This is a genomic window from Aeromonas sp. R9-2 (assembly GCF_040908025.1).
Lineage (GTDB): Bacteria > Pseudomonadota > Gammaproteobacteria > Enterobacterales > Aeromonadaceae > Aeromonas > Aeromonas veronii.
The window spans coordinates 23,782-45,527 of sequence record NZ_JBFOCX010000009.1 but is presented as its reverse complement, the minus strand read 5'-3'; the positions used below and the strand labels follow the sequence as shown (position 1 = coordinate 45,527).

The window sequence follows — 21,746 nt, the reverse complement described above, 5'->3', positions numbered from 1 at the left end:
ATTTATTGCGCGATTAACGGATCTGCAGGATGGTCTGCTGCAGCGAACTGTTGACCTCCAGAGAACGGGAGTTGGCCTGGAAGTTACGCTGAGCAGTGATCAGGTCCACAAGCTCCGAGGTCAAATCCACGTTGGACTGCTCTAGGGAGGATGATTTGATGGTGCCAAATGTCCCTGAGTTTGGCGTCCCCGGCAAGGCATCGCCAGAGAGCAGAGACTGACGCCAAGAGGTATCACCAACCTGAGTCAATCCTTGTGAGTTGGCAAACTTGGCCATTGCCACCATGGCTACCTTGATGGTGGTTGCGTTACTGTAAGTCGCGGACACGATACCATCCGGAGTAATCTCCACCTTGGTCAAACGACCGACAGTGGAACCATCCTGAGTCAACTTGTTGACTTCAAACGGTGAAGCATACTGGGTCACCGTTCCGAAGTTGATATCCACCTGCTGAGTGGGATCTGCACCATTGGTGATAATGCCAGCGCCTGTCGGGGGCGCGGCTCCCAATTGCTCTGTCTTGATGGTCGCCGGTGTAGTCGGGGTAATCATCTTGCCATCAGCCCCGAAGGTAACTCTTGCGCCAGCAGGCGCCTGACTCAAACCAGTCGCCATAGTGGGTGTGACACCACCGACAATATCAATAGGCTTATCACCTTGGTAGAGGTACATACGCCAAGCAGTAGGATTGGCGGGTTTGGTCAGATCTGCCGGGTCAGCCTCTTTGACAAAATATTGCGTGATGGTATGCGGCTCACCCAGTGAGTCATAAATCACCACAGAAGTTGAAGAGGAATATGTTTTCGAATCTTTGGGGTCAAAAGTAGAGGCATCACCCACCGCATTACCTGCGGGCAGGGGCGCCGCTGTCGATGGCAGGTTGAAACTGGCGTCAATCTTGGTTGTCTTGATTGGTTCACCGGCCTTGTCAGGTATCTGAATCGGCTTGGTCGCATTGATACTTACCGCCTTAGGCGTGCCATCGGCGTTGATTTCGTAACCTTGCAGATAATGGCCCTGATTGTTGACCATATAGCTGTTTTCATTGAGCTTGAAGGCACCGGCACGGGTGTAGGTGCGATCCAGGTTGGTCAGACCGTCAGAGGTCACAAAGAAGCCGTTACCCTGAATAGCCAGATCCAGTGCGTTATTGGTAAATTGCAGCGCCCCCTGGTGGAACTGCTGAGCAACTGCACCTGTCGCTACACCGTTACCGACCTGGGTCTTGGCATTGACAAAGATGGAGTTGGCGTAGACATCCGCAAACTCGGCACGGGACTCTTTAAAGCCCATGGTGTTAACGTTGGCAATGTTGTTGGCGGTGACGTTCAAGTCTTTTTGTGCCGCGTTGACACCGCTCAAGGCATTGTTAAATGACATATCCAGCTCCTTAGATCGATGCTGTCGACGTGGTTTTTGACGGTGTAACCGTCTGGTTTGAATTAGTTCCTGATATTTGCAAGATGCTACTCAACAGCGTGCTACCCAAGCCTTTCACGTTAAGCATTGTCGGATTGCTCGCATTGCCCAGCGCCACACTATCCACCTTGCCGTAAGCATAAGCAGCAATACTTTCAGATTTGCCATCCAGAGTACCGCTTGCCTTAATCACATATTTACCTGACTTGACCCGCTTTCCATCTTTGTCTGTGCCATCCCAGGCAACTTCAACGTTGCCTCGCTGCTCCCCTTCGAGAGAGAATTCCTTGATAACCTGGCCTTTTTCATCTTCTATGGTGACCTTGACGCTCGAATATTTATTCGTCGTTCCCACAGCCACAACACCGGGGAGAGAGCCCTCCTTATCCAGATAGCCGGTATTGCTCTGCAACAGCACATTTTGTCCCACCAATGCGGAGGCTTGCAGTGCCTGACTGGAGATCATCTGGTCATTAAGCTTACCCATCTGAGTGGACAAACTGCTGATCCCCTCAGATGTCGACATGGATGCCATCTGGGAGAGCATCTGGGCGTTATCAACAGGCTTGAAAGGATCCTGATACGACAGCTGCATGGTCAGCAGCTTTAGAAAGGAAGCCTGATCCAGCTCTTTCTTGGGCGTCGTGGTGGTGCCTGTCGTCTGGGTCGTGGTACGGCTTATACCGTTAGCACTGTTGGTTGTATCGACCATGCTGCATCCCTCCTATCAGGACTTGCCAAGCTGGAGCGTCTGCTGCAGCATCTTCTTGGCCGAATCTGCAACCTGTACGTTGGTCTGGTAGCTGCGCGAGGCGTTGATCATGTCGGCCATCTCTTCAACCATGTTGACGTTTGGCTTGAAGATAAAACCGTCTTTATCCGCCATCGGGTGGTTGGGGTTGTACTCCTTGAGTAGTGGCGCCTTGCTCTCGACAATCCCCTTCACCTCAACCCCGACCGAGCCCTGCTTGTCAGACATCGCCTGATCGAGCTGGGCGGCAAAGACTGGCCGCCTGGCGTGGTAAGTATTTTCCACACTGGAGCTGACACTGTCCGCGTTGGCCATGTTGCTGGCAACCGTGTTGAGGCGCACTGACTGTGCGCTCATAGCCGAGCCTGCTATGTCAAAGACCTTGAACAAACTCATCACTGCTCTCCTTTCAGGGCCTTTAGCAGGCCACTGATCTTGCTATTCATAAATTCAAGGGAGGTTTGATACTCGAGGCTATTACGCAGAAATTCGCTGCGCTCCTGCTGCACATCGACTGTATTGCCGTCACCTGTATCCGGTTGCAGCGGGTTGCGATATTGCACGGTACCTGGGGCGTCCATATTCAAGGCAAAATGCTTTTCGCTGGTCGTTGCCAAACCAAACCCCTGATGCGACTGGGCCTCCTGCAATGCCTGAGCAAAATTGATATCCCTGGCTTTGAAGCCCGGGGTATCTGCGTTGGCAATATTGCTGGAAAGCACCTCAGCACGCTTGGCACGAACGCTTATGGTGTGTTGATGCACACCGAATGCCTTGTCAAATGAAAGAGCCATAGCACACCTCCTGCTTGGTTTATTTTGTTTGCAAGAGGTGTGCCATAAGCAAATCTCTCAGGTCGATGGTTTGGGTATGAGCACATTGCAAACCGAAAACGACAGGAGCATCTCGTGCCCTGAGTCAGACGGCATCATTTGGCCACCTTAAGGTTTCAACCACTTTTGCAGTGGCGAGATGGTAGGTAAATAGAAAGACTGAGCTGTAGATAAAGAAAGAGGGAAGCTCGCTGCTTCCCTCTTTGTATGAACTGGTTAAATCCGGTAAAACCCCGAATATCGTGGCCATCAGGCCTATTTGACCTTGTAGACAATCCCCGGATTGCAGCGGATCATCTCGAACCGATCGGTTAACCCGGCCAGTGACTCCGACGCGCCCAGCATCAGATATCCACCGGGGTTGAGACTGGCAGCAAACTGGTTGAGGATCTTCGACTTCACTTCCGGCGCAAAATAGATGAGCACGTTACGGCAAAAAATAATGTCGAACTTGCCGAGCAGACTATAACTCTCCAACAAGTTCAGTGGCCGGAAGGTGGTCAATTTTCTGACTCGCTCGGCAACCCGCATCTTGTTGTCACCGTAAGGCTCAAAAAACATCTTCTTGCGCTCCGGTGACAAACCGCGTGCCAGAGCAAGGCTATCGTAAACGCCTTCCTTACACTGATTGAGCATGGTCGTCGAAATATCCGTCCCGACAATCTGCACGCCACCAGGCAAGGTACCCGGCTTTTTCATCTGCTGCTCCAGTGCCGTCATGGCAATGGAATAGGGCTCCTGACCTGACGAGGATGCAGCCGACCAGATCTTGATGGGTCGGCCACTTTTCCCCAACTCGGGGAAAATCTTGTCAGTAAGAAGCTGAAACGGGTAAGTATCACGAAACCAGAGGGTCTCATTGGTCGTCATGGCATCTACTACGGCCATTTTCAGGTCACGCTCTCGCACACTCATTGCACGGGTAACCAGATCAGACAGACTCTCGATGCCAAACTGAGCCATCAAAGGTGAAAGACGGCTCTTCACCAGATACTGTTTGTTATCCCCCAGCACAATTCCGCTCTGTACCGCCAGAAAGTTGCTGAACTGTTTGTATAAGTCGTCCGAAAGTGTCTTCATGCAGCTGTTCTTCTTTATTAGAGTGCGTTTTGTACGGCCTTGGCCAATTCATCAGGCTGGAACTTGGCGATAAAATTGTTCGCACCAACTTTCTGCACCATTGCCTGGTTGAATACTCCACTGAGCGAGGTATGCAGAATAACATGCAAATCCTTGAGATTGGGATTATTCCGGATCTCGGCAGTGAAGGTATAGCCATCCATTTCCGGCATTTCGATATCCGAAATAACCAGCGCAACCTGATCCTTGATAGGACCATTTTTGGTCATTTCCAGCAGCATGTTCAATGCTTCGCGGCCATCTTTTGCCAACACGCACTCAACACCGATAGCCTCAAGCGCACGTTGTACCTGTTTGCGTGCCACTGAGGAGTCATCCGCAACAAGAACAGGACGCCCCAGAGTAGGGTGGTCGACACTGGCCTGAACCAACTCCTCACTCACATCCGTTGCAACCGGCGAAATTTCGTTCAATATCCGCTCAACATCAAGGATTTCGACCAACTCGCCATCGACTTCAGTCACGGCTGTCATGTAGTTGATGCGACCCGCACCTTTGGGCGGAGGCAGGATGGATTCCCAGTTCATATTGATGATGCGCTCGACCGAATGCACCAGAAAACCCTGAATAGAGCGGTTGTACTCGGAGATGATAATGAAGCATTTGCTCAGATCATCTATCGGGCGTTTGCCAACCGCCATGCTGAGGTCGATGACCGAGATAGTCTGGCCACGAATATGAGCCACCCCGCGAATGCAGGAGTTCAATTTTGGCATCACGGTCAAGGGGGGACACTGCAACACTTCACGCACTTTGAATACGTTGATGCCAAATCTTTGACGTCCATTGAGACGAAACAACAACAACTCCAGCCGGTTTTGCCCCACTAGCTGGGTACGTTGGTTGACCGAGTCCAGGATACTGGCCATAAACACTCCCTAAAAACGCTTGGCATTAATCATGCATGCGTGATGGATTGCGTCAGACTATCGATGTGACAACGAACAGATTCTGAAGCAATCATAGTTAAATATGGTGATATGCGTGAACAACTTATCGACCAACGAGCGAAAATGATTAACCGACTTTTACTCATCAGCCTCTTTTTTGGCAGCATATCTTCCAGCTACGCCTCGGACGTCACTACTTATCTGCAAGAAAAGGCACAAGAGTTCGTTTACAACCAGCTGGATATTCCGTTGGATGCCAGAGCTGAGGTCACCTCTGCCACGCTGGATGAACGGCTCCCACTGACCCGCTGCGAAGATCTGCTCACTATCAGCTTACCAGCAAAAATGGAAATTCGCCGTAATACAACAGTTTACCTTAAATGTGAGGAAGAGAGGCCCTGGGACGTCTATCTCCCGGTGCGGGTCAGCATTCAAAAGCCCTATGTCACTGTGACCAACCCCATCGCCAAGGGGGATCTGCTGAGTGAAAGCCAGCTGGTGTTGGCCTATCAGGATCAGACCCTGATCCGCGGCGACTACCTGACTGACACAGCCCCTCTTATCGGAGTACGCAGCAAGCGGGAGCTAAAACCTGGGCAACCCATCCGTTTGAGCCAGGTTTGTGTCGTGTGCAAAGGGGATCAGGTCACCCTGACGGCAGAAAACAGCAACTTCCAGATCAAAACCATGGCCCGAGCCTTGCAAGATGGCAGCTTCGGAGAGATCATCAAACTCGTCAATATTCGCTCCGGCAAAACCGTTGAGGGTAAAGTCAGTGCAGTAGGTGCCGTATCGGTCACTTTTTAAATCCGGATCCTTGACAACTTTTTTCTAAAGTTTTGATCTGCCGCACCGATAAACAGGTAAGCAAACCTTAAAGCAGACGAAGGTAACTAAAATGGCCATCAACAATATCAACAACTTGGCGAATAATCGGTTGCAAAATACCGCTAATAGCCAGGGGACAGGCAGCAAGTCAGTCACCTCATCGCCCGAAAACAAAGCGGCTACTGTCAAGCTGGACTCCGTCTCCTTGACCAGTGAGGCGCAACAATTGCAAAAAATGCAACAAAACCTCAATACCGCCTCGACCGGCAATGAGAGCAAGGTCGAACGGCTGAAAAAAGCCGTCGCGAGTGGCGAATATCAGGTTAACAGCGACGCTGTGGCCAAGAAGATGTTCAGTTTCGAGGCCAATCTGGACAAAGTTCTGGGATGATGGACTTACCTTCGTTACTGCACTCCCAAGATGATTACCTCAGCCAGATGCAAGGCATTCTGGAAGAGGAGTTCAGCTTGCTCGAACAGCATCAGGCACTGGCCCTGCCCGCACTGACCGAGCGCAAACAGCAGTTGCTTGCTGCGATAGAAACGCTGGACAAGACCCTCGCAGAGATGCCGGAACTGGCACTGCAGCTGGCTGCCTATCCCGACGAGATAGCACAGCTTCGTGCAAAACTGGATGCCTGCCAGGCACAAAATGATATCAACGGTCGCTTGCTTGAATTGAGCATCGTCTCCAACCGTCGTCTGGCAACCTTTCTGAGTCAGCTGCGCGATCGCAACAGCCTGACCTATGACGCCAAGGGTAACACTCGCTCTGGCACCCGCTCCTACGGTATCAAGGCCTGACATCTCTTATCAGGCCTTGCATTTTTGCTCTCCGTTTTAAAGCACCAGTCGCAACAACTCTCGCCCGTCCTCACACGCATTGACGCGCAGTACTCCGTCCTCATAGCTCCCGTAACTGGCAGGCAACTCGCCGCGCGGGAAACAGATCGACCCCGGGTTCATCAATATCCGTTCCCCTTGCCACTCCAGCACCGGCACATGGGTGTGACCGCTCAGGAACAGACTGCCCGCCGGGAGCTGTACCTCGTCCGGGCGATAAAGATGGCCATGGCTGACAAACCAGCGCCGCTCATCGACCAGCAGCTGGTTGTAGGGGGCTGTGATGGGAAAGCGCAACAGCATCTGATCCACTTCGGAATCACAATTGCCCCGCACCGCGATGATTTGCGGTGCCAGCTCGTTGAGCCGATCAGCCACGGCGGCCGGGTTATATCCCTCCGGCAGAGGATTGCGCGGGCCATGGTTGAGCAGATCGCCGAGCAGCAGATAGTGGTCCGGCTGCCAGGGCTCAAGTTGGGTCAGCACCCGCTCCAGCGCAATGATGCTGCCGTGGATGTCGGAAATGATGGCAAGTTTCATGAAATGCTCCTCACTGCGGGCTGAAATAGAGATCCTTGGTGGCAATCGTCCCTTTCAAATTCTGGCTGGGCAGCCCTCGCAGCGCGGGATCGACCAGTCTCATCTGATTGTAATGATACACGGGGAGGATCGGCGCCTCCTCAAGCAGCAACTGTTCGGCATGCCGGTAGAGTTCAACACGGCTCGCGCTGTCCAGCGTATTGGCTGCCTGCTCCAGCAACAGATCAAAATCGGGATTGCAGTAGCCGCTCTCGTTGCGCAGATCCTGACAACGGAAGCTGCCCAGCATGGCTGATGGCTCCACATAATCGCCAAACAGGAAGCTTCTGGCCACCTGGAAATCACCGCTATCCTTGGCCACCTGATAGGCACCCCACTCCAGACTGTTGAGGGTGACCTGTACCCCCAGCTTCTGCCACATGGCGGCAATGGCCATCGCCATCTGCTTGTGGGTTTCTGCGCTGTTGTAGGTAATGCTCAGCTTGAGTGGATTGGCACTGTTATACCCGGCCGCTGACAACAACGCTGCCGCTTTGGCCTGGCGGGTTGGCATATCTTCAAGCGCCACAGGCAATATCACCCGGGGGTAACCCGGCATCTCCGGCAACAGCGACCATGCCGCCTGTTCATCCTGCCCGCTCACCGATCCAATGAGCTGCTGTCGATCAACCGCCATGGAGAGCGCCTGACGCACCCGCACATCCTGCAGTTCGGGGCGCTTCAAATTGAACGCATAGAGATAGGTGCCAAACAGCGGCAAGCCCCAGAGCCGCTCCGGAGATTCGCGCTTCATCTTCTGGTAATAGCCGAGGGAGACCTTGTTGGTAAGCTGGATTTCACCAGCCTCATAGCGCAGCCGTTCGGCATGTTGCGAGGTGATAGGCAAATAGGTGACCCGTCCGATACGGGTGTGAAGGTCATCCCAGTAGTGGATATTGCGCTCGGCTTCGATCCGCTCGTTCGGCGTCCAGCTTGTCAGCCGGTAAGCACCATTGCTCACCAGCTTGCCGGGCTCGGTCCACTGCTTGCCAAATTTGGCTATCGCCTTCTGATTGACTGGCACAAAGGGGCGCTGACTGATGAGCTGCAGGAAATAGGGAGCCGGCCGCTCCAGAGTGATTTTCAGGATCTGATCGCTTTGCGCTTCAATGCCAAGATTGCCGAGCTCCAGCGCACCGGCATAGATGGATTGCGCATTGTTGATCCCCGTCGCCAGCAGCAATCCGGCAGAAGGGGAGTTGATGGCCGGATCGAGCAGACGGCGCCAGGCATAGACGAAATCAGCGGCCACCAGCGGCTCGCCATTGGACCATTTCAGTTGAGGGCGCAGGAAGAATCGCCACTCCAGCCCATCTTCACTCACCTCCCAGCGCTGTGCCTGAGCGGGAACGATATGCCCCTGACCATCTTCGCTGACCAGCCCTTCAAACAGATCGACCAGTACCGCCTCCCCCGGAAAACCGGAGCGCACCAGCGCAGGATCCAGCGACTCCGGCTCGGCACCGTTGCCCTTTACCAGGGTTTGCCGATCGGCAAGCAGAGGCTGCTGCTCAACGGTGGTGGCATGGGCCAGGGGCCCAGCCAGCACGGCAAGCAATAGCGGGGAGAGCCAGCGTTGCGCCAGCTTGGGGAAGAAACCATACCTCATGACCAAACCTCGAATAAAACCACTGCAGGAGGGGAAGGCCGACGGCGCGCCTGATGAATGCCTGATGCCGCTCTTGTTATCCCCGAAAACGCCCCGTATTGTATCGGGCTTGCCCGGGAGATGGAGTCTTTCGGGTTAATTTTTTCAGGAGTTTTTATGGGTTATGAGTGGCTGGCCCTCGCGTCGGCCAGTTTATGGGCAGTTGCAGCGCTAATTTCGGTCAAACCGGCCCGTCATCTCGGCGCATTTGCCTACAGCCGCTGGCGCATGTTTCTGGTCAGCCTGATGCTCGGCACCATGAGTCTGCTCACCGGTGGCTGGCAAACCCTCACCGCAAGCGCCCTGCCCCTACTCGCCATCTCGGGGCTGGTCGGCATCTTCGTGGGCGATACCGCGTTGTTTGCCTGCATGAACCGGCTGGGGCCAAGACGCAGTGCCCTGCTCTTCTCCTGCCATGCGCTGTTTTCCGCCCTGCTTGGGCTCTGGCTCTTTAATGAACAGCTGACAGGCTGGCGACTGCTGGGGGCCATGCTGGTCTTTGCTGGCGTAATGCTGGCGATCCTGTTTGGCAGACGCAGTAGCAGCAACGAGTGGGAGCAGATCCGTGGCAATCTGGCGCTGGGAATTGTCCTTGGCCTGACGGCAGCACTGTGTCAGAGCGTGGGAGCCATCATCGCCAAGCCGGTGATGATGAGTGGTGAGGTGGATGCGGTGAGTGCATCGGGTATCCGGATGGGCAGTGCCCTGCTGGCCCACTGCGTCCTGCGGCTTGGGCGCTTGCCGCTGACCATGCCGTTCAAACCGGTCAATCGCCATATCCTCGCCATGATTGCCACCAACGGTTTTCTGGCGATGGGGCTGGGGATGACGCTGATCCTGATGGCGCTGCGGCAGGGCGAGGTGGGCATGGTGGCCATTCTCTCCTCTACCACGCCGGTACTGCTGCTGCCGCTGTTGTGGTGGCACTCGGGGGAGCGGCCATCCATTGCCGCCTGGGCGGGTGCACTGATTGCCACCCTGGGCACGGCGCTGGTGCTGGGTTTCAGCACTCACTGACACCCGGCACCATCCCAGATCAGAACAGGGCAATCTCCTCAGCGGTCAGCTCACGATATTCACCGGGTGCCAACTCTTCATCCAGCGTCAGGCCGCCCACCCGCTCGCGATGCAAGCCAACGACCTTGTTGCCGATGGAGGCAAACATCCGCTTGACCTGATGGTACTTGCCTTCGTGGATGGTCAGTCGGGCCTCGTACTCGCCGAGAATTTCCAGCTGGGCAGGACGAGTTTTATCGGTCTCGTTACGCAGGTAGACCCCTTCGGCGAACAGCGCGATCGCATCCGGGCTCACCGGATCGGCCAGCCAGACGTGATAGGTCTTGGCACACTCGTGGCGCGGCGAGGTGATGCGGTGGGACCATTGACCATCGTCGGTCACCAGCACCAGACCCGTGGTATCGAGGTCGAGGCGCCCCACTACATGCAGCTTGCCCATCGCCGGTTCATCCATCAGGAAGAAGACGGTCGGGTGATCCGGATCCTCGTTGGAGCAGACATACCCTTCCGGCTTGTGCAGCATGAAATAGCGGTTGCGCTGCTCCAGCGTCAGCAGCACGCCGTCAAACTCGATCTGGCTCTGCTCATTGATATGAAAGGCGGGCTGCTTGACCACAATGCCATCCACCATGACCTCACCCTGACGGATCAGTTTGCCTGCCAGCGAGCGGGTCAAATCGGAACAATCGCACAGAAATTTATCAAGCCGCATTCACAACCTCGGAGTCCAACAAGTAAAGGGGCGTCATTATATCGGGCGGGGGCGACAACGCCACTGTTAAGGGGTTGCCAATTATGACGAACTGGTCATCCGATGTTACACTTCTCCGGTGTGACCCATCCGAACGATACTCATAATAATAAGAGTCAGGAAGCCCTCATGAAGTCTCAAGCATCCTATCCTGTCATTCCCGTCAACCAGCTGAAACCCGGCATGTATGTCATTGCTATCGCCAGCCAGACAGGTGGGATGGAGATCGCCCAGATGGGCTTGGTGACCAGCGTGGCGCAAATTGCCAATCTGGTGCGCCAGGGGGTGCTCACGGTACGTATCGATCTGGCCCGCAGCAAGCTGGGCAGTGCCGAAAGTGACGCCGTTACCTCCCCCGACCTCAATGCCAACAGCGCCCAGGTAGGGCGCAGGGCCAGTGCCAACGGCGAAGGACGGGAGCTTAAAATCCGCCGCCTCTATCAGGAAGCGCGCGAGCTGCAAGGCAAGTTCATTCGCCACCTCAAAGCGGGTGAACCCATCGACATCACCCCGCTGGCCGAAGTCGCCGAAGAGATGGTGGACACCATGTTCACCCACGGCGATGCCATGCTCTGTCTGGCCCGTATTCGCGCCAAGGATGCCTACCTAATGGAGCACTCCATGAACGTGGCCATTCTGCTGGCCAACTTCGGCCGCTATCTGGGACTGGAGCGCAGCGTACTCAAGGAGCTGACCCTGGGTGGCCTGCTGCACGACGTGGGCAAGATCATGACCCCGGACGAGGTGCTCCACAAACCGGGCAAGCTGACCGATGAGGAGTTCGCCATCATGCGTCAGCATGTGGTGCACAGTTACGAGATCCTCAGCAATACCCCGGGCATCACCCCCACCATGCTGGAGGTGGCCGCCAACCACCACGAGCGGCTCGATGGCTCCGGCTACCCGCAGCGACTCAAGGGAGAGCAGCTCTCCCTCTATACCCGGATGAGCGGCATCGTCGATGTCTATGATGCCATCACTGCAGATCGAGTCTACAAAGCGGGTATGCAGCCGACCCAGGCCTTCCGCATTCTGCTCAAGGGGATCAATCAGCACTTCGATGCCGAACTGGTTACCAAGTTCATCAAGTGCATGGGAGTCTATCCGGTGGGAACCCTGGTACAGCTCTCAAACCAGCGCCTGGCTATCGTGATGCAGCGCAACGAGCAGCAGCCACTCAAGCCGGTGGTCAAGGTGATCTATCACGCCACCCAGCGTCACTACCTCGACGTACAGTGGCTGGATCTGGCCAAGTCAGGGGTGCAGGAGAGCATCGAAAACACGGTCGACCCCAAAGAGTTTGGCATCAACCTCGCCAACTTCTTCTAATCCCTCACCTCGGATCTTCATGATTGGCGCTGGCTGTCGAGCCAGTGCCGGATCAGAAACTCCTCATCCAGCGGCGAGAGATCAAAACGCAGGCTGGCCTCTTCAATGGCGGCGATATCGTGCTGATGATGCTCGCTGAGCCAAAGCACCGCACGACGCAAATCTTCACCATGGGGGAGCAGCAGATGGTCGCTCATGGGATACCTCCGGTAGACTGCAGGGCGGCCCGCGAACGTGGCCACCTGTTTCCAGTCTAGTCGGTCAATCCCCATCACCCGCGCTTCTTCACCCTCCCCCCTCAATCACTGCAATCAGCTTGCCACCGGGATCAGCGACCGAAAGCGCGCTGCCAATCCTGATCGAACTTCACCAGCGCCGCATCCACCGCCGGCACGTTCAGCAGCTGCTCGGCCACGTCGAGCGGCAAGGTGATCGATTGGCAACCCGCCAGCAGGCAGTCGAGCGCCTGACGGGGAGTGCGGAATGATGCCGCAAGCACCTTGCTGTTCGGCGCGTGCAGCGCAAGCAGCTGTTGCAGCTCCTGCACGGTGGCGATGCCATCGCCCCCCTGGGCATCCAGCCGGTTAACGTAGGGCGCGACATATTCCGCTCCCGCCACCGCCGCCAGCCAGCCTTGCAACGGAGTGTATACCGCAGTTCCCAGAGTCGGCACACCGTTGGCGGTCAGGCTCTTGATGGCTGCCAGCCCTTCTGCGCACACCGGGATCTTAATCACCAGATCCGGGTCCAGTTCACGCAGGGCGAATGCCTCGCGCACCATCTCGGTTTCGGTTTTGGCCATCACCTGGGCAAACAGGCGCGCCTTGGGCCCCAGCACGTCGCGCAGGGCGGGCAGCAGCTCACAGAGCGGCAAACCCCCGGCGGCGGTAATGGAAGGATTGGTGGTGACACCGGCCAACGGCAGGATCCGTGACCAGCGACGCACTGCCGCCACATCGGCGGTATCGAGATACAGCTCCATCTCTAACTCCTTAACGGGATGTTCAATATGTCGCCATTCTAGCGATAAAACATCTGCAAATAGCTTGATCGAAATCAAATCAACTTTCGAATGAAGGCAAATAGAATGCAAATACAAAAGGAGGTGGTATGATTTTCGACCTGCAACGATATTCAACTCACGACGGCCCCGGCATTCGCACCCTGGTGTTTCTCAAGGGGTGCTCGCTGGCCTGTCTGTGGTGTCAAAACCCGGAAAGCCGCTCTCCCAAGCCGGACATACTACTCGACCGGCGCCAGTGCATCGAGGGATGCCAGCTATGCAGCCAGGCGTGTCCGGCAATCTTGCGTGACAGCGAGGGCATCCAGCTCAGCCGTTCGGCCCTCAAGGCCGGCGATATGGAACGGCTGCGCGGCCTCTGCCCCAGCGAAGCGCTGCAGGTGTGCGGCCGGGATGAAACGCTGGACACCCTGATGGACACCATCCTGCGGGATCATCCCTTCTTCGAACGCAGCGGCGGTGGCGTCACCCTCTCCGGTGGCGAGCCTTTTATGCAGCCCGACTTTGCCGCCGCTTTGCTGGCCCGCTGCAAGGCCGAAGGGCTGCACACGGCGGTCGAGAGCTGCCTGCATGTGCCCTGGCACCAGATTGAGCCAAGCCTCCACTCACTGGATCTGGTGCTGGCGGATCTCAAACACGTGGATAAAGAACGCTTCTTCCACTGGACCCGCGGCAAGGTGGAGCTGCCCATCGCGAACCTCAAGCGCCTCGCCGAGCGCGGCGTGCCGATGCAGATCCGGGTGCCACTCATTCCCGGCTTCAATGCCGACCACGCATCGATCGAAGCCATCACCGACACCGCTGCCAGCCTCGGCACCGTGCAGGAGATCCACTTCCTCCCCTACCACACCTTAGGCGTGGGCAAATATGCCCTGCTGGATCTGCCCTATCAGGCGCCGGAGACACCGCTCGACGACCCCGATTTACTCCACTTTGCCCATGCATACGCCCAACGTCAGGGGCTGACCCCTGTGACCAGAGGATAAGATCATGACCCAGCTCGACCTCAATACCCTCAGCCCGCGGCTCCGCACCCACAAAGAGAGCCTGATCCACATCGTTCAGCCACCGGTCTGCACCGAGCGTGCCCGCCACTACACCGAGGCCTATCAGGCTCATCTCGCCCGGCCACTACCAGTGCGCCGCGCCCTGGCTCTGGCCCATCACCTCAAGGAACGCACCATCTGGATCAAGCACGACGAGCTTATCGTCGGCAATCAGGCCAGTCAGGTACGGGCGGCGCCACTGTTTCCCGAATACACGGTGAGCTGGATTGAGAAGGAGATCGACGAGCTGGCAGACCGTCCCGGCGCCGGTTTTGCAGTCAGCGAAACCGACAAGGCGATCATCCACGCCCTCACCCCCTTCTGGCGCGGCCAGACGGTGCAGGATCGCTGCTTCGGCCTCTTTACCGACGAGCAGAAAGTGCTGCTGGAGAGCGGCATCATCAAGGCCGAGGGTAACATGACCTCGGGGGATGCCCACCTCGCGGTCAACTATGAGGAGCTGCTCACGCTGGGTCTCGATGGCTTCAAGGCCAAGGTGGCCGAGCGCCGCAGTCGGCTGGATTTGGCGGATTGGGCCGATCTGCAGCGCGAGCAGTTCCTGCACGCCGTCGCCATCACTCTGGATGCGGTCAGCGCTCACATCGCGCGCTACGCCGCACTTGCCCATGATATGGCAGCACAAGAATCTCGCCCCGAGCGCCGAAACGAGCTTGAGACCATAGCGCTCAACTGTGCCCACATCGCCCACCAGCCCCCCGAGACCTTCTGGCAGGCGCTGCAGCTCTGCTACTTTATCCAGCTCATCCTGCAGATCGAATCCAATGGCCACTCGGTGTCGTTCGGCCGGATGGATCAGTACCTCTACCCCTGGTATCGCCGCGAGGTGGAATTGTCGGAATCCCTGCCTCGGACGCGCGCCATCGAGCTGCTGCAAGGGTGCTGGCTCAAGTTGCTGGAGGTGAACAAGATCCGCTCCGGCACCCACTCCAAGGCATCCGCCGGCAGCCCGCTCTATCAAAACGTCACCATCGGCGGCCAGAACTGGCGGGATGGCGCGGCCCATGACGCGGTCAACGGCCTCTCCTACGCGATTCTGGAGTCCTGCGGCCAGCTGAGATCCACCCAGCCCAACCTCTCGGTGCGCTACCATGCCGGGATGAGCGAGGATTTCCTCGACGCCTGCATTCAGGTGATCCGCTGCGGCTTTGGCATGCCCGCCTTCAACAACGACGAGGTGGTGATCCCCGAGTTCATCAAGCTCGGGGTGAGCGTGGAGGATGCCCACCACTACGCCGCCATCGGTTGCATCGAGACCGCCGTGCCCGGCAAGTGGGGCTATCGCTGCACCGGCATGAGCTTTATCAACTTCGCCCGCATCCTGCTGGCCTCCCTTGATGGCGGCCGCGATGCCACCACCGGCAAGGTATTCCTGCCCCAGCCCCAGTCGCTGCGAGACGGGAGCTTTGGCAACTTTGACGAGGTGATGGCCCGCTGGGACGAGCAGGTGCGCTACTTCACCCGCAAATCCATCGAGATCGATTGTGTGGTCGACAGCGTGCTGGAGGCTCAGGCCCACGACATCCTCTGCAGCGCCCTGGTGGATGACTGCATCGGGCGCGGCAAGACCATCAAGGAGGGGGGCGCCGTCTATGACTGGGTCTCAGGTCTGCAGGTGGGGATCGCCAACCTCGGCAACAGTCTGGCAGCCCTGAAGAAACTGGTGTTCGAACAGGGGATAGTGGATCAGCAAGAGCTGGCCGAAGCACTCGAGCAAGATTTTTCAGGACTGGCGGGGGAGCAGCTGCGCCAGCGCCTCACCAATGCAGCCCCCAAATATGGCAACGATCTGGACGAGGTAGACATGCTGCTGGTGCAGGCTTACCAAAGCTACATCGACGAGCTTAAGGGGTTGCACAACACCCGCTTCGGCCGTGGCCCCATCGGCGGCACCTACTATGCCGGCACCTCCTCCATCTCGGCCAACGTCCCCTTCGGTGCCGCCACCATGGCCACCCCGGATGGCCGCCACGCCCGCACGCCGCTGGCGGAAGGGGCCAGCCCCTCATCGGGTTCGGATCGTCTCGGCCCGACGGCGGTGTTCAACTCCATCGGCAAGCTGCCCACGGCGGCCATCCTCGGCGGGGTGCTGCTCAACCAGAAGCTGAGTCCGGCGAGCCTTGAGAACGAGCGGGACAAGGCCAAGCTGATGAGCCTGCTGCACACCTTCTTCGAGGTGCACAAGGGGTGGCACGTGCAGTACAACATCGTCTCGCGGGAAACCCTGCTGGCAGCCAAGGCCAATCCGGATCAATACCGGGATCTGGTGGTACGGGTGGCGGGCTATTCAGCCTTCTTCACCGCCTTATCCCCGGATGCGCAAGATGATATCATCGCCCGCACCGAGCACAGTCTCTGACGGGGCGCTCCCCATGGCGCCTGTGACGTCATATGATTGGCAAGCCACCCTCGGGTGGCTTTCCGCTATCCACCACCTTGCATGCGAGCGCACCATGAATCCACGCCACCAACTGATCCTCACTCTGGTCCATCAGGCTCGCAAGATGAGCGTGAGTGAACTCTCCCGACACACAGGTGTGTCTGAGGTGACGGTGCGCAACGACCTCACCGCGCTGGAGAAACAGGGACTGCTCAGACGGGTACACGGCTCGGCCATGGCGCTGGAGACCGATGACCCCGATGCCCGGATGAACATCAACTACCTGCTCAAGGAGCGCCTCGCCGAGCGGGCCGCCCAGCTGGTGGAAGATGGCGAAACGGTCTTTATCGAAGGGGGCAGTGCCAACGCCATGCTGGCGCGCCATCTGGCCCTGCACAAACGGGTCACCATCATCACCATCAGCAGCTATATCGCCCATCTGCTCAAAGATACCCCGGCTCAGGTGGTGCTGCTCGGCGGGCTGTTCCAGCATCAGAGCGAGAGCGTGGTGGGGCCGCTCACGCGCCTCTGCATCGAGCAGGTGCACTTCTCCAAGGCCTTTATCGGGGTCGACGGTTTTCATCCCGAGATGGGCTTTACCGGCCGCGACATGATGCGGGCCGACGTGGTCAACAGCGTGCTGGCCAAGGGGATGACCAATGTGGTGATCACCGACAGCAGCAAATTTGGCGCCATCCACCCGAGCCAGCTTGGCGCGCCGGGCCAGATCAACGTGCTGGTTACCGACGATGCCCTGCCCGCCCCCATGCGGGCCGCCATCGCGGCCAAGGGGATCACCCTGCACTGCGTTGCGGCCTAGGCCACCCGCTAATTCACGCTATTTCATTGACCTGACAGGATAAAATTTTCATGATGAGCCAATCCCCATCGGGACTGACATCACCAGTGCGTGATCTGCAGGAAGCAGACTTCAGGAGAGCAAGGACATGCCATCGACCATCAACACCGGGGAGCGCCGACTCTCCCCTATCATTCGCGCCACCGCCATCACCCTGACCCTGTGCTGGAGCCCGTTTGGCTGGAGTGCCACACTGCCCGCCGACTTGAAGTGGGAGAGCAACAACCAGGATCCTCTCTATGCCGATCCGGCCGCCAAGCGCGGCGGCACCTTTCGCACCTTTATGACCAGCTTCCCCCTGACCTTGCGCAAATATGGCCCCGACTCCAACGGCGGCTTTGCCGGTTACGTGCGGGAAACCAACCTGCCACTGCTGAGCACTCATCCCGTCACCGGCAACCCCATGCCAATGCTGGCAAACGAGTGGGCCTTCGGCGCCGACAACAAGACCCTCTATTTTCGCATCAATCCCAAGGCACGCTGGTCAGACGGCCAGCCGGTCACCGCCGATGACTGGCTCTTTACCCTCAAGATGATGCGCAGCAAAGAGATCAACGATCCCAGGTACAACAACTACTACAGCACCCAGATAGCCGACATCACCAAGTTTGACGATCACACCCTGGCCATCACCAGCGGCACCGAAAAGAGCCGCCAGGATCTGCTCGAATCACTGCCCATCAGCCCGGAGCCAAGCCACGCCATCAAGCTCACCGCCAACTGGGTCAAGGAGTACAACTGGAAGGTGTTGCCAGTCACCGGTCCTTATCAGATCGATCAGGTGAAAAAGGGCAAATCGGTCACCTTCAAACGGATTGAAAACTGGTGGGGGGATGACGAGCGCTACTTCCAGCATCGCTTCAATCCTGCGCGGATCGAGATCAAGGTGCTCAGGGATCTGAACATCGCCTGGCAGCACTTCCTGCGCGGCGATCTCGACACCTTCCCGCTGGTGATGCCCAACTGGTGGCACGACAAGACCAAAACCGCGGAGTTCGAGAAGGGTTATATCGCGCGTACCTGGTTCTACAACCAGACCCCGCAATCGCCAATGGGGCTCTATCTCAACACCGCCGATCCGCTGCTGAATAATATCGATGTGCGGCTCGGGATCCAGCATGCCCTCAACCTCGACAAGATGCTCACCACCCTGCTGCGGGGGGATTACCAGCGACTCAACAGTTATGGCTCAGGTCAGGGTGAGTTTACCAACAGCGAGATCAAGGCCCGTCCGTTCGATCCCAAACTGGCACGGGAATACTTTGCCAAGGCAGGCTTTAACAAAGTGGGGCCGCAGGGGATTTTGCAAAACGACAAGAGGCAGTCACTGACCCTCGCCATCACCTACACCACCGCGGAACACGCCCAGCGGCTCACGCTGTTGCGGGAAGAGGCCAAGAAGACGGGGCTTAATCTGGAGCTCAACCTGATGGATGCCTCGGCCGGTTTCAAATCGATGCTGGAGAAAAAACACCAGAGCGCCTGGATGGCCTGGGCGGGTAGCCGCTATCCCGCCTATTGGGAGTTCTTCCACAAGGTCAACGCCAACAAGCCCCAGACCAACAACATCATGAACATCGATGACGAGGCCATCACAGCCTTGGTGGAGCAGTATGACAAGGAGTTCGACTTTGCCAAAAAGGCGGCCCTGTCACGGCAGATCCAGCAGCGGCTCTATGAGCTGGCAAGCTTCGTCCCTGCCTATCAGGTGCCCTACACCCGGGAAGGCGCCTGGCGCTGGATAAAACTGCCAAAAGTACCTGCAACACCCAAGAGCGAGCAGCTTTACTGGCCTCTTGGGGGCGACAACAGCGGTTACAGCTATGGCGGTCTGCTATGGATCGATGAAGAGCTAAAATCCGAGACCAGGGCAGCCATCAAGAGTGGCAAGACTTTCCCGGCCGAGCCTATCATCGACACCACTTATCGCCAGCCCTGATTGCATCAGCCCATCGGCAAAAGTCCTTAAAACAAAAGACCCCGCCAGATAGCGGGGTCTTTGTTGGCAACCGGTGTTGCGAATAGCTCGGTGATCAGCCGCGCTTGGCCTGCTTCTCGGCAATGGCGTCAGCCACGTCGGCCGGCTCCAGTACGATGCCTTCCTGATCCGGGGTCGGGAACACGGCAACACACAGCTCATCCTGCTCCATACCGTCAACCCAGCGCTCCAGCCACACCTTGAGGGTGATGGACTGCGGCTTGCAATCGGCCCACTCGCCTTCGGCCCACGCCTTGGCGTACTCCGGGTGCGGCCATACCGGGATGCAATCTTCATCGTCGGTGGTCAGCATCATGACGCCATGCTCGTCAGTCAGGACGAACAGCTCTTCATGCTCGACCAGCTTGCTGATGAAGTGATCGTAACGGTAATCAGCGTTCAGTTGCAGCGCGGCATTGCGCTCGGTGTCGCTCAGTTCATAGCTCATTGGCCAAGTCTCTCTCTCGATAAAGGGCACCATGTTCACATCTTGTCGTCAGCTTGTCCAGCTTGCAGCCCCTTGGCACCGGATGGGGAGGGCAATGACGCAAATAAGGATAGAGCAGCCTCCTCGATAGCGAGACCGCCAGCCATCATATTGCCCCTTTTACAGCGCAGGGGTGATCAGCTCTACATCAGGCTGCTCGCTCAGCTTTTGCCGCAGCCAGTAGGCGGACTCCACCTCGACAAAGCAGAGCAGATCCCGGCCATTGGCCGCCATCGTCATCAATTGTTCAAAACGCTGCTGTTGCTGTTGCTCCCAGGCGGCAGCAAGTTTCACCCCGTGGGCTTCATCCACCACTTCGCGGCGCAACTCGAACAGGTTATCGGTGATCGGGCTGTTGATCTTGGCGGCGCAGTGCCAGTACATCAGCAGGTTATCCATCATCTCGCTGTCGTAGTTGGCCAGTGCATCCAGCTCGGGTGTATCACCGCTGTCGCTGGCGGCAAAATCGCACCAGCCCGCATCGAGTGACGCCAGCTCATGAGTCCCATTGGCATGCTTGCGTAACAGTGCAATGTCGGCCCCCTTGCGTGCAGGTAACCACACCTCGCCCTGATGGGCATCCAGCAGGGACGTCAACGAAGCTGCGGGGTAAACCGGAAAGCGGGTACAAAGTGAATGCAGCAGGGATACCAGAGTGATCTTGACCATGAGCGATACCTTGAACAGGGCGAACAGCCACCAATAGACCGTCCGATATAAAGAAGTGCCCTATCCTACCACGTTTGGTCCGGCTCGGCCCTTGGCGAAGCTGTCAGCCAACCATCTGATTACGCCGAAAAAAACAGCATTTGAAACGCAGCATCCAGCCAAAGATCAATAATTTGAGCCAGCGCCCACTAAAGTGGATCCGGGGATGCTAGTTTGCATACATCTTTAGCGTAAGGAGTAAATCCATGATTGGGATCGACCAGGTTTCTAACGAATTCGTGAACGATTTGAAAATACTGGCATGCTTTGATCCGGCCAACATGAGCCTGGGGATTAAATTACGCAGCGATATGTCTGAAGAGTTGTGCCAAGCGGCAGCCCGTCTGCATCAACAGGGGCTCATCAGCGCAGAAGATGGCGGCTATCTCACCCCGTTTGGCATGACCATGGTTGAACACCTGCAACATCTGTTGGTCGCACTCAAACCGCTTTGACCGGCTGTGGTGCCCAGAGTGAAAAGTTGAGTAACTCCCAGCGCTCCCCTTGGTGAAGATGACAGGCAAACAGCAAAGGACCTTCGGGTCCTTTTACTTTGCCATCCACCAGCCACTCCCCCTCCCTTTCAGGCATCAGTCGCGCATTCACCTCATCAGGTTGCAGCGCAGCGCCTATTCGGACCTGGACAAATTGCTGGCAGATCACCTGCGCTTCCATCGCGGATTGAACCGGTACCGGCGCATCGGACGTCGGAGTCAAGGAGGCAGCAAGCAGGAGCGATAGCAGCATGATTCAGCACATGGGAGTTAGTAGCAGAAGCCATATAAACAAAAAGCCGTGGCACCAGAGGTACCACGGCTTTCTTAAATTCTGTAAGAATTACAGAGCGGTTACGTTCTCAGCCTGCGGGCCTTTCTGACCTTGGGTCACAGAGAACTGTACGCGCTGACCTTCAGCCAGGGTACGGAAACCGTTACCTTGAATGGCGCTGAAGTGAACGAAAACGTCCGGGCCGTTTTCTTGCTGGATGAAGCCAAAACCTTTGGTTTCGTTGAAAAACTTAACGGTACCGGTGATCATGTTAGACATATCTTTTAAACCTGTATTCAAAATAATTACTTATGCTTTTCAGCGGGTAAAGCTCAAAAAACGGGATTAACTTATGAACAACAGGACAAGATGTGAAACATCGTATTCATTGACATAACTATCGCCCTTTCAAGCTGGTTTGGATTATACGTGGCTTTGTAGATTACGCAAAC

Annotated in this window: 25 protein-coding genes; 10 read left to right on the top strand and 15 right to left on the bottom strand. The window is 56.8% G+C overall.

The window, feature by feature from the left end; translation table 11 throughout:
* Positions 1-13: 13 nt before the first annotated feature.
* The 6 genes from flgE to AB5Y71_RS02930 form a co-directional block, all read right to left on the bottom strand.
* Positions 14-1,381 carry a flagellar hook protein FlgE gene (flgE, locus tag AB5Y71_RS02955; RefSeq protein WP_019446134.1) on the bottom strand — a complete coding sequence of 456 codons (1,368 nt, stop codon included), beginning with the start codon at positions 1,379-1,381 and terminating at the stop codon, positions 14-16.
* A 10-nt stretch (positions 1,382-1,391) separates the two neighbouring features.
* Positions 1,392-2,132, bottom strand: coding sequence for a flagellar hook assembly protein FlgD (locus AB5Y71_RS02950; protein WP_019446133.1), 741 nt, complete (start codon positions 2,130-2,132; stop codon positions 1,392-1,394).
* Positions 2,133-2,147: 15 nt separating this feature from the next.
* Entirely contained in the window at positions 2,148-2,567 is a 420-nt protein-coding gene (gene flgC / locus AB5Y71_RS02945) for a flagellar basal body rod protein FlgC (RefSeq protein ID WP_005350658.1), read from the bottom strand.
* Entirely contained in the window at positions 2,567-2,965 is a 399-nt protein-coding gene (flgB, locus tag AB5Y71_RS02940; RefSeq protein WP_005334169.1) for a flagellar basal body rod protein FlgB, read from the bottom strand. The genes flgC and flgB overlap by 1 nt, the downstream gene beginning before the upstream one ends.
* A 294-nt stretch (positions 2,966-3,259) precedes the next feature.
* Positions 3,260-4,084: a protein-glutamate O-methyltransferase CheR gene (locus AB5Y71_RS02935; protein ID WP_005350656.1), complete on the bottom strand. Its 825-nt coding sequence runs from the start codon at positions 4,082-4,084 to the stop codon at positions 3,260-3,262.
* 17 nt (positions 4,085-4,101) lie between these two features.
* The gene (locus AB5Y71_RS02930; protein WP_005334174.1) at positions 4,102-5,013 is read right to left on the bottom strand and encodes a chemotaxis protein CheV; all 912 of its coding nucleotides are present in this window, start codon (positions 5,011-5,013) and stop codon (positions 4,102-4,104) included.
* 144 nt (positions 5,014-5,157) lie between these two features.
* Here AB5Y71_RS02930 and flgA point away from each other — a divergent pair, with 144 nt between their 5' ends.
* The 3 genes from flgA to AB5Y71_RS02915 all read left to right on the top strand — a co-directional run bounded on the left by flgA (position 5,158) and on the right by AB5Y71_RS02915 (position 6,666).
* Positions 5,158-5,841 carry a flagellar basal body P-ring formation chaperone FlgA gene (flgA, locus tag AB5Y71_RS02925; RefSeq protein ID WP_335830425.1) on the top strand — a complete coding sequence of 228 codons (684 nt, stop codon included), beginning with the start codon at positions 5,158-5,160 and terminating at the stop codon, positions 5,839-5,841.
* Between the two features lie 91 nt (positions 5,842-5,932).
* A complete protein-coding gene (gene flgM / locus AB5Y71_RS02920) occupies positions 5,933-6,253 on the top strand; it encodes a flagellar biosynthesis anti-sigma factor FlgM (RefSeq protein WP_005334177.1) in 321 nt (106 codons plus the stop codon).
* Positions 6,250-6,666, top strand: a complete 417-nt coding sequence (locus AB5Y71_RS02915; RefSeq protein ID WP_368170950.1) for a flagella synthesis protein FlgN — start codon at positions 6,250-6,252, stop codon at positions 6,664-6,666. The genes flgM and AB5Y71_RS02915 overlap by 4 nt, the downstream gene beginning before the upstream one ends.
* A 36-nt stretch (positions 6,667-6,702) precedes the next feature.
* Here AB5Y71_RS02915 and yfcE read toward each other — a convergent pair whose 3' ends face one another.
* Positions 6,703-7,245 carry a phosphodiesterase gene (gene yfcE / locus AB5Y71_RS02910; protein WP_129504308.1) on the bottom strand — a complete coding sequence of 181 codons (543 nt, stop codon included), beginning with the start codon at positions 7,243-7,245 and terminating at the stop codon, positions 6,703-6,705.
* Positions 7,246-7,255: 10 nt separating this feature from the next.
* Positions 7,256-8,893 carry a peptide ABC transporter substrate-binding protein gene (locus AB5Y71_RS02905; protein WP_368170949.1) on the bottom strand — a complete coding sequence of 546 codons (1,638 nt, stop codon included), beginning with the start codon at positions 8,891-8,893 and terminating at the stop codon, positions 7,256-7,258.
* A gap of 156 nt (positions 8,894-9,049) precedes the next feature.
* On the opposite strand from AB5Y71_RS02905, the gene AB5Y71_RS02900 reads away from it, so the two are divergent.
* Positions 9,050-9,949 (top strand): DMT family transporter, encoded by a 900-nt coding sequence (locus AB5Y71_RS02900; RefSeq protein WP_368170948.1) that lies wholly within the window; start codon positions 9,050-9,052, stop codon positions 9,947-9,949.
* 19 nt (positions 9,950-9,968) lie between these two features.
* Here the strand turns inward: AB5Y71_RS02900 and rsuA are convergent, their stop codons facing one another.
* Positions 9,969-10,661: a 16S rRNA pseudouridine(516) synthase RsuA gene (gene rsuA, locus AB5Y71_RS02895; protein WP_368170947.1), complete on the bottom strand. Its 693-nt coding sequence runs from the start codon at positions 10,659-10,661 to the stop codon at positions 9,969-9,971.
* A 168-nt stretch (positions 10,662-10,829) separates the two neighbouring features.
* On the opposite strand from rsuA, the gene AB5Y71_RS02890 reads away from it, so the two are divergent.
* Positions 10,830-12,029 carry an HD-GYP domain-containing protein gene (locus tag AB5Y71_RS02890; protein ID WP_005350638.1) on the top strand — a complete coding sequence of 400 codons (1,200 nt, stop codon included), beginning with the start codon at positions 10,830-10,832 and terminating at the stop codon, positions 12,027-12,029.
* Positions 12,030-12,046: 17 nt separating this feature from the next.
* Here the strand turns inward: AB5Y71_RS02890 and AB5Y71_RS02885 are convergent, their stop codons facing one another.
* Positions 12,047-12,226: a hypothetical protein gene (locus AB5Y71_RS02885; protein WP_005344504.1), complete on the bottom strand. Its 180-nt coding sequence runs from the start codon at positions 12,224-12,226 to the stop codon at positions 12,047-12,049.
* Between the two features lie 131 nt (positions 12,227-12,357).
* Complete coding sequence (gene fsa / locus AB5Y71_RS02880) at positions 12,358-13,011, bottom strand: fructose-6-phosphate aldolase (protein ID WP_005334193.1); 654 nt, start codon at positions 13,009-13,011, stop codon at positions 12,358-12,360.
* 128 nt (positions 13,012-13,139) lie between these two features.
* On the opposite strand from fsa, the gene AB5Y71_RS02875 reads away from it, so the two are divergent.
* The 4 genes from AB5Y71_RS02875 to AB5Y71_RS02860 all read left to right on the top strand — a co-directional run bounded on the left by AB5Y71_RS02875 (position 13,140) and on the right by AB5Y71_RS02860 (position 19,292).
* Entirely contained in the window at positions 13,140-14,036 is an 897-nt protein-coding gene (locus AB5Y71_RS02875; protein ID WP_368170946.1) for a glycyl-radical enzyme activating protein, read from the top strand.
* Positions 14,037-14,040: 4 nt separating this feature from the next.
* Positions 14,041-16,473: a formate C-acetyltransferase/glycerol dehydratase family glycyl radical enzyme gene (locus AB5Y71_RS02870; RefSeq protein ID WP_368170945.1), complete on the top strand. Its 2,433-nt coding sequence runs from the start codon at positions 14,041-14,043 to the stop codon at positions 16,471-16,473.
* Between the two features lie 94 nt (positions 16,474-16,567).
* The gene (locus AB5Y71_RS02865) at positions 16,568-17,314 is read left to right on the top strand and encodes a DNA-binding transcriptional regulator YciT (protein WP_005350628.1); all 747 of its coding nucleotides are present in this window, start codon (positions 16,568-16,570) and stop codon (positions 17,312-17,314) included.
* A gap of 127 nt (positions 17,315-17,441) precedes the next feature.
* Positions 17,442-19,292, top strand: a complete 1,851-nt coding sequence (locus AB5Y71_RS02860; RefSeq protein WP_368170944.1) for an extracellular solute-binding protein — start codon at positions 17,442-17,444, stop codon at positions 19,290-19,292.
* 94 nt (positions 19,293-19,386) lie between these two features.
* On the opposite strand, the gene AB5Y71_RS02855 is transcribed toward AB5Y71_RS02860, so the two are convergent.
* Positions 19,387-19,779 carry a DUF2750 domain-containing protein gene (locus AB5Y71_RS02855; RefSeq protein ID WP_005334204.1) on the bottom strand — a complete coding sequence of 131 codons (393 nt, stop codon included), beginning with the start codon at positions 19,777-19,779 and terminating at the stop codon, positions 19,387-19,389.
* A gap of 159 nt (positions 19,780-19,938) precedes the next feature.
* Complete coding sequence (locus AB5Y71_RS02850; RefSeq protein WP_368170943.1) at positions 19,939-20,487, bottom strand: hypothetical protein; 549 nt, start codon at positions 20,485-20,487, stop codon at positions 19,939-19,941.
* Positions 20,488-20,732: 245 nt separating this feature from the next.
* Here AB5Y71_RS02850 and AB5Y71_RS02845 point away from each other — a divergent pair, with 245 nt between their 5' ends.
* A complete protein-coding gene (locus tag AB5Y71_RS02845) occupies positions 20,733-20,981 on the top strand; it encodes a TIGR02647 family protein (RefSeq protein WP_005334209.1) in 249 nt (82 codons plus the stop codon).
* On the opposite strand, the gene AB5Y71_RS02840 is transcribed toward AB5Y71_RS02845, so the two are convergent.
* Positions 20,968-21,273 (bottom strand): hypothetical protein, encoded by a 306-nt coding sequence (locus AB5Y71_RS02840; RefSeq protein ID WP_368170942.1) that lies wholly within the window; start codon positions 21,271-21,273, stop codon positions 20,968-20,970. The genes AB5Y71_RS02845 and AB5Y71_RS02840 overlap by 14 nt on opposite strands.
* 90 nt (positions 21,274-21,363) lie before the next feature.
* Positions 21,364-21,573, bottom strand: a complete 210-nt coding sequence (locus AB5Y71_RS02835; protein ID WP_005302803.1) for a cold-shock protein — start codon at positions 21,571-21,573, stop codon at positions 21,364-21,366.
* Positions 21,574-21,746: the final 173 nt, after the last annotated feature.

Bases quoted from the DNA above. Each gene is read 5' to 3' on its own strand.
- flgE (WP_019446134.1), bottom strand. From the start codon at position 1,381: ATGTCATTTAACAATGCCTTGAGCGGTGTCAACGCGGCACAAAAAGAC.
- AB5Y71_RS02950 (WP_019446133.1), bottom strand. From the start codon at position 2,132: ATGGTCGATACAACCAACAGTGCTAACGGTATAAGCCGTACCACGACC.
- flgC (WP_005350658.1), bottom strand. From the start codon at position 2,567: ATGAGTTTGTTCAAGGTCTTTGACATAGCAGGCTCGGCTATGAGCGCA.
- flgB (WP_005334169.1), bottom strand. From the start codon at position 2,965: ATGGCTCTTTCATTTGACAAGGCATTCGGTGTGCATCAACACACCATA.
- AB5Y71_RS02935 (WP_005350656.1), bottom strand. From the start codon at position 4,084: ATGAAGACACTTTCGGACGACTTATACAAACAGTTCAGCAACTTTCTG.
- AB5Y71_RS02930 (WP_005334174.1), bottom strand. From the start codon at position 5,013: ATGGCCAGTATCCTGGACTCGGTCAACCAACGTACCCAGCTAGTGGGG.
- flgA (WP_335830425.1), top strand. From the start codon at position 5,158: ATGATTAACCGACTTTTACTCATCAGCCTCTTTTTTGGCAGCATATCT.
- flgM (WP_005334177.1), top strand. From the start codon at position 5,933: ATGGCCATCAACAATATCAACAACTTGGCGAATAATCGGTTGCAAAAT.
- AB5Y71_RS02915 (WP_368170950.1), top strand. From the start codon at position 6,250: ATGATGGACTTACCTTCGTTACTGCACTCCCAAGATGATTACCTCAGC.
- yfcE (WP_129504308.1), bottom strand. From the start codon at position 7,245: ATGAAACTTGCCATCATTTCCGACATCCACGGCAGCATCATTGCGCTG.
- AB5Y71_RS02905 (WP_368170949.1), bottom strand. From the start codon at position 8,893: ATGAGGTATGGTTTCTTCCCCAAGCTGGCGCAACGCTGGCTCTCCCCG.
- AB5Y71_RS02900 (WP_368170948.1), top strand. From the start codon at position 9,050: ATGGGTTATGAGTGGCTGGCCCTCGCGTCGGCCAGTTTATGGGCAGTT.
- rsuA (WP_368170947.1), bottom strand. From the start codon at position 10,661: ATGCGGCTTGATAAATTTCTGTGCGATTGTTCCGATTTGACCCGCTCG.
- AB5Y71_RS02890 (WP_005350638.1), top strand. From the start codon at position 10,830: ATGAAGTCTCAAGCATCCTATCCTGTCATTCCCGTCAACCAGCTGAAA.
- AB5Y71_RS02885 (WP_005344504.1), bottom strand. From the start codon at position 12,226: ATGAGCGACCATCTGCTGCTCCCCCATGGTGAAGATTTGCGTCGTGCG.
- fsa (WP_005334193.1), bottom strand. From the start codon at position 13,011: ATGGAGCTGTATCTCGATACCGCCGATGTGGCGGCAGTGCGTCGCTGG.
- AB5Y71_RS02875 (WP_368170946.1), top strand. From the start codon at position 13,140: ATGATTTTCGACCTGCAACGATATTCAACTCACGACGGCCCCGGCATT.
- AB5Y71_RS02870 (WP_368170945.1), top strand. From the start codon at position 14,041: ATGACCCAGCTCGACCTCAATACCCTCAGCCCGCGGCTCCGCACCCAC.
- AB5Y71_RS02865 (WP_005350628.1), top strand. From the start codon at position 16,568: ATGAATCCACGCCACCAACTGATCCTCACTCTGGTCCATCAGGCTCGC.
- AB5Y71_RS02860 (WP_368170944.1), top strand. From the start codon at position 17,442: ATGCCATCGACCATCAACACCGGGGAGCGCCGACTCTCCCCTATCATT.
- AB5Y71_RS02855 (WP_005334204.1), bottom strand. From the start codon at position 19,779: ATGAGCTATGAACTGAGCGACACCGAGCGCAATGCCGCGCTGCAACTG.
- AB5Y71_RS02850 (WP_368170943.1), bottom strand. From the start codon at position 20,487: ATGGTCAAGATCACTCTGGTATCCCTGCTGCATTCACTTTGTACCCGC.
- AB5Y71_RS02845 (WP_005334209.1), top strand. From the start codon at position 20,733: ATGATTGGGATCGACCAGGTTTCTAACGAATTCGTGAACGATTTGAAA.
- AB5Y71_RS02840 (WP_368170942.1), bottom strand. From the start codon at position 21,273: ATGCTGCTATCGCTCCTGCTTGCTGCCTCCTTGACTCCGACGTCCGAT.
- AB5Y71_RS02835 (WP_005302803.1), bottom strand. From the start codon at position 21,573: ATGTCTAACATGATCACCGGTACCGTTAAGTTTTTCAACGAAACCAAA.